The organism is Ignavibacteriota bacterium (assembly GCA_016708125.1).
Classification (GTDB): domain Bacteria; phylum Bacteroidota; class Ignavibacteria; order Ignavibacteriales; family Melioribacteraceae.
Map to the genome: position 1 here is coordinate 1 of JADJGF010000011.1, position 4,736 is coordinate 4,736.

At 30.1% G+C, this 4,736-nt stretch carries 4 protein-coding genes; all 4 read left to right on the forward strand.

Annotation, left to right across the window (positions count from 1 at the left end; genetic code table 11):
* Positions 1-749: 749 nt before the first annotated feature.
* The 4 genes from IPH62_19970 (at position 750) to IPH62_19985 (ending at position 2,882) form a co-directional block, all read left to right on the forward strand.
* Entirely contained in the window at positions 750-965 is a 216-nt protein-coding gene (locus IPH62_19970; GenBank protein MBK7107549.1) for a hypothetical protein, read from the forward strand.
* 756 nt (positions 966-1,721) lie between these two features.
* Positions 1,722-2,180 (forward strand): hypothetical protein, encoded by a 459-nt coding sequence (locus tag IPH62_19975; protein MBK7107550.1) that lies wholly within the window; start codon positions 1,722-1,724, stop codon positions 2,178-2,180.
* A 45-nt stretch (positions 2,181-2,225) separates the two neighbouring features.
* On the forward strand, positions 2,226-2,447 hold the full coding sequence (locus tag IPH62_19980) for a hypothetical protein (protein ID MBK7107551.1): 222 nt from the start codon (positions 2,226-2,228) through the stop codon (positions 2,445-2,447).
* A gap of 165 nt (positions 2,448-2,612) precedes the next feature.
* The gene (locus IPH62_19985; GenBank protein ID MBK7107552.1) at positions 2,613-2,882 is read left to right on the forward strand and encodes a hypothetical protein; all 270 of its coding nucleotides are present in this window, start codon (positions 2,613-2,615) and stop codon (positions 2,880-2,882) included.
* The last annotated feature ends 1,854 nt before the right edge of the window (positions 2,883-4,736 follow it).

The following is a 4,736-nucleotide window of genomic DNA, read 5'->3' on the forward strand; positions in this document are numbered from 1 at the left end:
ATGCTAAGAAGATAATTGAAAATATAAGTTTATATATGTTTATTTTATAATTAATAAAAAAAAAATTTTTTTAAAAAAAAAAAAAAAAAAAAAAGAAACAACTGAAAATCCATTCAAAAAAATGGAATAAGAAGATAATTTATTAAATGTTAGCATGTATGGCGAGAAATACATGCCTGCTATTAGTGAAAATATTAATGATGATGATGCTAGTCTGTTTATAAAATTAAGATAGAGTCTCAAGAATTCAAAGAATTTTATTGAAGCTTATCCTAATAAGTCTTCACCTATTGTCAATTAGATGCGAGATTATAATAAATTTTTGCAGTCGTGTTTGAGAATTTTATTGTCAGGACATAAATACATAGTTGATCAACAAATAAAGAAAATAAATAATGCTTCTAAAATTATTTATCAATTTAAATGAGAAAAAAAAAAAAAAAAAAAAATACTTATTTTTTTACTTCTAATAAAAATTTTATATATATTTTTTATTTACTTTACATATTTTTTTACATACAATCAATTTTTTTATAAAATAATTTATTATTTTTCTTTTTTTTTTTTATTAATAATTATACATATAAAAATAATTTTTTAAAAAAATGGATTTTTTGCAATCTTTAAAGGCTAAAACTGAAGCTCTTTAGAAAGATAAAATTGGAAAGAGTTTCTAATATGTACCTCTTAATCAGAAACTAGAAGAAACTAAAGACAAGGTCGAGAAAGCCAAAGGAAAAGTCAAATTAATGTCTGAGGCAGCTGATGCATTAATAAAAACAGGTTCAACTTTGTCATCTACAAAGAATCTGGAAGCTTTGACGGAAGAAGAAGAATTTGAAAAGAAATTTAGTACAACTCAAGCAAAGGTTAACGCTTATTATGCACAAATAAAAAATCTAATCAGACTGAGAGTTGCTGGAAAGATTGTTCCAGACGGAGGTCTGGGAATGGAACAGACTTAATTTATTACAAAAACAGATCAGTTATTGGACAATGCACTTTCAACATTCAAGAAGGGATGTTAAAAGAATAGAAAACAGATGGAAAATAATCAGAGATCAGTTGGTAACTATCCAGAGGTAAAAATTAAGAGAAGATCAACAAAAATAGCAAAAGATTGTTTAAGGAAATAAACCTCTCTTTAAAATGAGAAAAAAATTATACATAAAAATTTAAAAAAATAATTAAAAAAATTAATTTTTTTTTCTGTAAATTTTTTATTGTCTATACATATTTCTTGTTTTTGTTATAAATGGTTAAATTGTAACTTTTAAATAAAAACTCGATGAAAAAGCAATTTAGGCCTGGCAGGAAGTTCAGACACTGCAGGATGCTTACAATTTTCATCTTATATTTACTCCTTGGTTCACACCTGAGGAAATTTAATAAATAATTGAATAATATAGTTAATAGTATTAAAAATATTTAGCTTAATTAAAAGAAGTCCCAGACCCTGAAAAAAAAACAAAGAGTGCAAAAGAATAATTGTAAGACATAATATTAAAAAGCAAAAACTGAGTGAAAGAAAAAAAAAATAATAATATATAAAAAAAATTTTTTTAAAAAAATAAAATAAATAAAAAAAAAAAAAAATGTCTTTCACTGAAACGAGCTAACTTCCATTGCCACTGAGATATGCCATTTCAAAACCTGCCGGATTTCCATCATTTATAAAACAGACTAAGATTAGACCTGTGAATCAATATGGTGATATTTAATTGAATGACACTATACGTGTAGAGCTAAATTCAAAATCATTTCTTGATCCCTATTCAACTTTGTTAAAATTCAGACTCTGGGTTGACCCAGATAAGATGCCATACTTTTTTACTCAAGCATTAGACACTTCTGCTCATTCTCTGATTTCTGAATTTCGTGTCTATTCAAACGGAGCTCTCATAGAAGACAACCAGGCTTACGATACCATAGCTTCTATTTTGCATGATCTCAATTTTAGTGCCCAGTACAGATTAAGCAGAGCTTACGAAGGACACGGACATTCAAAATTTTCCACTATATCAATGGCTGAACCCTTCAAAGCAAATGTTCTTTCAACTCCTGTAAATAATTCAAATGAAGATTACAAACATGTTAATTCATATGATCCCTTGTATGGTACTTGCATCCTCTCTGCGGAGGCTGATTTGAATGATCCATTTCTCGTTCAATATAATTAATCTGTCATAGGATCAACTGGAAAAGAAAATGTAAACACTTGGAACATGTTCAAAGTCTATTATGCTATACCAAATCAACATGTTGGAAGATACGGACAGTCAGTTTATACTACAGGAATTTGGGGTGGAATTGGTTCATTACAGGGAATAACTTCGGGACAATGGTTAAACTCACTTAGAAACAGATTATTTTCTGCAGTTGATCCTGCTGTCACAGCTCCCAATCCTACAACAGCATACAACATTTGGAGATACGAATTTCAATAACAGTGGTCCGTCTATGAAGGATACGAGCCTGCCGACACTATCATCGATGAAAATGACATAAGACTAGTTTCACATGGCTCAGCATGCAGTATGTCAAATGCATCTTACGACACTTCATTTACCATTAATAATCAGCACAGATATTAATATTAGTACACGGGATATATGGCTCCATTTAATCCACTTTTTTCAGATGCTGTAAAAGGTGAACCTGCTTTCTATGGAAAAAATGTGAGAATACTCGAAATGTACAAGGGATATCCTAAAAGAACCAGTGGAAGATACTATCTTTCCTTTTCCATTCCACTTCTAAGTTCTTTGTTTGGAGTTCTCTTACCTCCTGATTTATTTAAGTACATTCCCTTGGAAGCTTTCGGAGATTTAGCATTTGAATTTAAATTAAATCCTTACGCATTTTATACATCAGGCTACTAAGATTACGGAGGTCATGTATAAGGAAATATAGCCACTGCAGCATCATCTGCTGCAATAACAATGACACCAATTTAGAGAAACTGGCGAGTGTAGGACATGTACTTGGAGTGTGATCTGATTTCTTTTGGATCTGAAGTAGAAAGACTAATTTAAACTCAGCTCTCACAGCCTGAAGGAATTATATTCTAAACAGCTGATTTCGTTGCTGGTCCCAAATTCAACTTTCCTTCTTCTGCCAGCGTAAGCGGAACCTATCAGATAAACATGGGATTTAACTCTTTTAAAATCTTTTTTTCTTTTTTTTTTTAACCCTGGACTATCAATAGTTTCCTTTCTGTAGAAAGCAATTTAGAATTCATCATAATCTAAAAAAATTCTATCTGACAATAGGACAAGACAAGTATCCTCCTGAAGAAGTAAGAGGACATGCTGGATAGGTGTGGGCTACTCCCGCAACAGACTATTACGACAACTAAGTTTTCCTTATAGGATTATTGAAAGCTGCAAATAAACTTAATGACATGAGAGGAAACTGTCTTATAAATCCGTTTAACTTCGCAGTAAACGACAGAGCATATGACCCTACAAAAAAGGGCTACTATCTTTAAGTATGTTCTACTTCAGATCTGAATCAGGCTGCACTTCAGCCTGTTAAACCATACATAGCAACTCTGGCTAGTCTATATGATCCTAATAATGAGAAAAAATAATTTATTTTTCATTCAAACACTCACACAGCACAGGGCCTTCCTCTTTTTCATGAGTAGCGTGTACAAGGAAAAGCTGTATTCGCCCAGGATTGTGAAACTCTCACTAATGATTTTTCAGTGCTTTCAGGACTCAATACCGTAGATTTTAAACCATTCAATTTAGTATTGGAAACTGATGCCTCTGGATATTAATTCCCCAGAGCTTCCGAAATGATTACCATATTTTACTATGACAAGGCAATCAAGTGTGCAAAAGGAACATTTCCTGTTGTTTCAGGAAGACAATGAAAAAAAACTCATATAATTTAAATTTTTTTTTTTTTGGAACAAATAAAAAGTTTCCTTTGTCAAAATTTATAAGTAGTTTTTATATAATGCATGAAATTTTGTGTATAAATTTTCTAATTAGACAGATTTTTTTTATAATTAATTTTTTAAGAAAAACATTTTTTATTCTTTTATTTTATTTATATTAAAAAAAATGAATTACGAAGAAATAGACAATTTTATTAATTAACAACTGGAATAGGAATCTGTTCCAGTGGAAGAAAAAAAGAAGAAGAAACAGAATCAAAATCTTCTTTCTTCACTGGAACAAAGTGTGTCAACACTTCCGTAGAAAAAAACTGTGCAGAGAAAAAATTCTTCATTGGAAATAGAGGAAGATCGTCTCACAGACATGTTTGCTCATTTGAGTGACGAAGAAGAAGACAGTGAAAAGGAAAATATTCCAATGTAAAAAATTTAAAAAAAAGGCACGCTTCCTGAATAAAACTTGAACATTCCTAAAATTGGAGAAGTGAAACAAGTCCCTAAGAAAATAAAAGTTGCTTCAATCAGTGGAGAGAATGGCAAAAAGAAAAAAAAGGAAAACATGTGCGCAATGTAAATCATAAAAAAATAAGAATAATTTCAATTTCTTAACCAAAAAAAAATAACAATCAGATTTTTAAAAATGTAAAATACAATCTTCAATTTTAATACGAAAATCTTGACTAGCCTGGAAAAATTAGAACTAAAACCATAAGAATAGGTAACATGAAATAAAAGGATGCTGTTGACTAAATTTAGGTGGAAGATGACTCACAGGGACAAAAAATGCAAATATTTGGAAGACTGTACAAATTAAAACATTACTTTCATC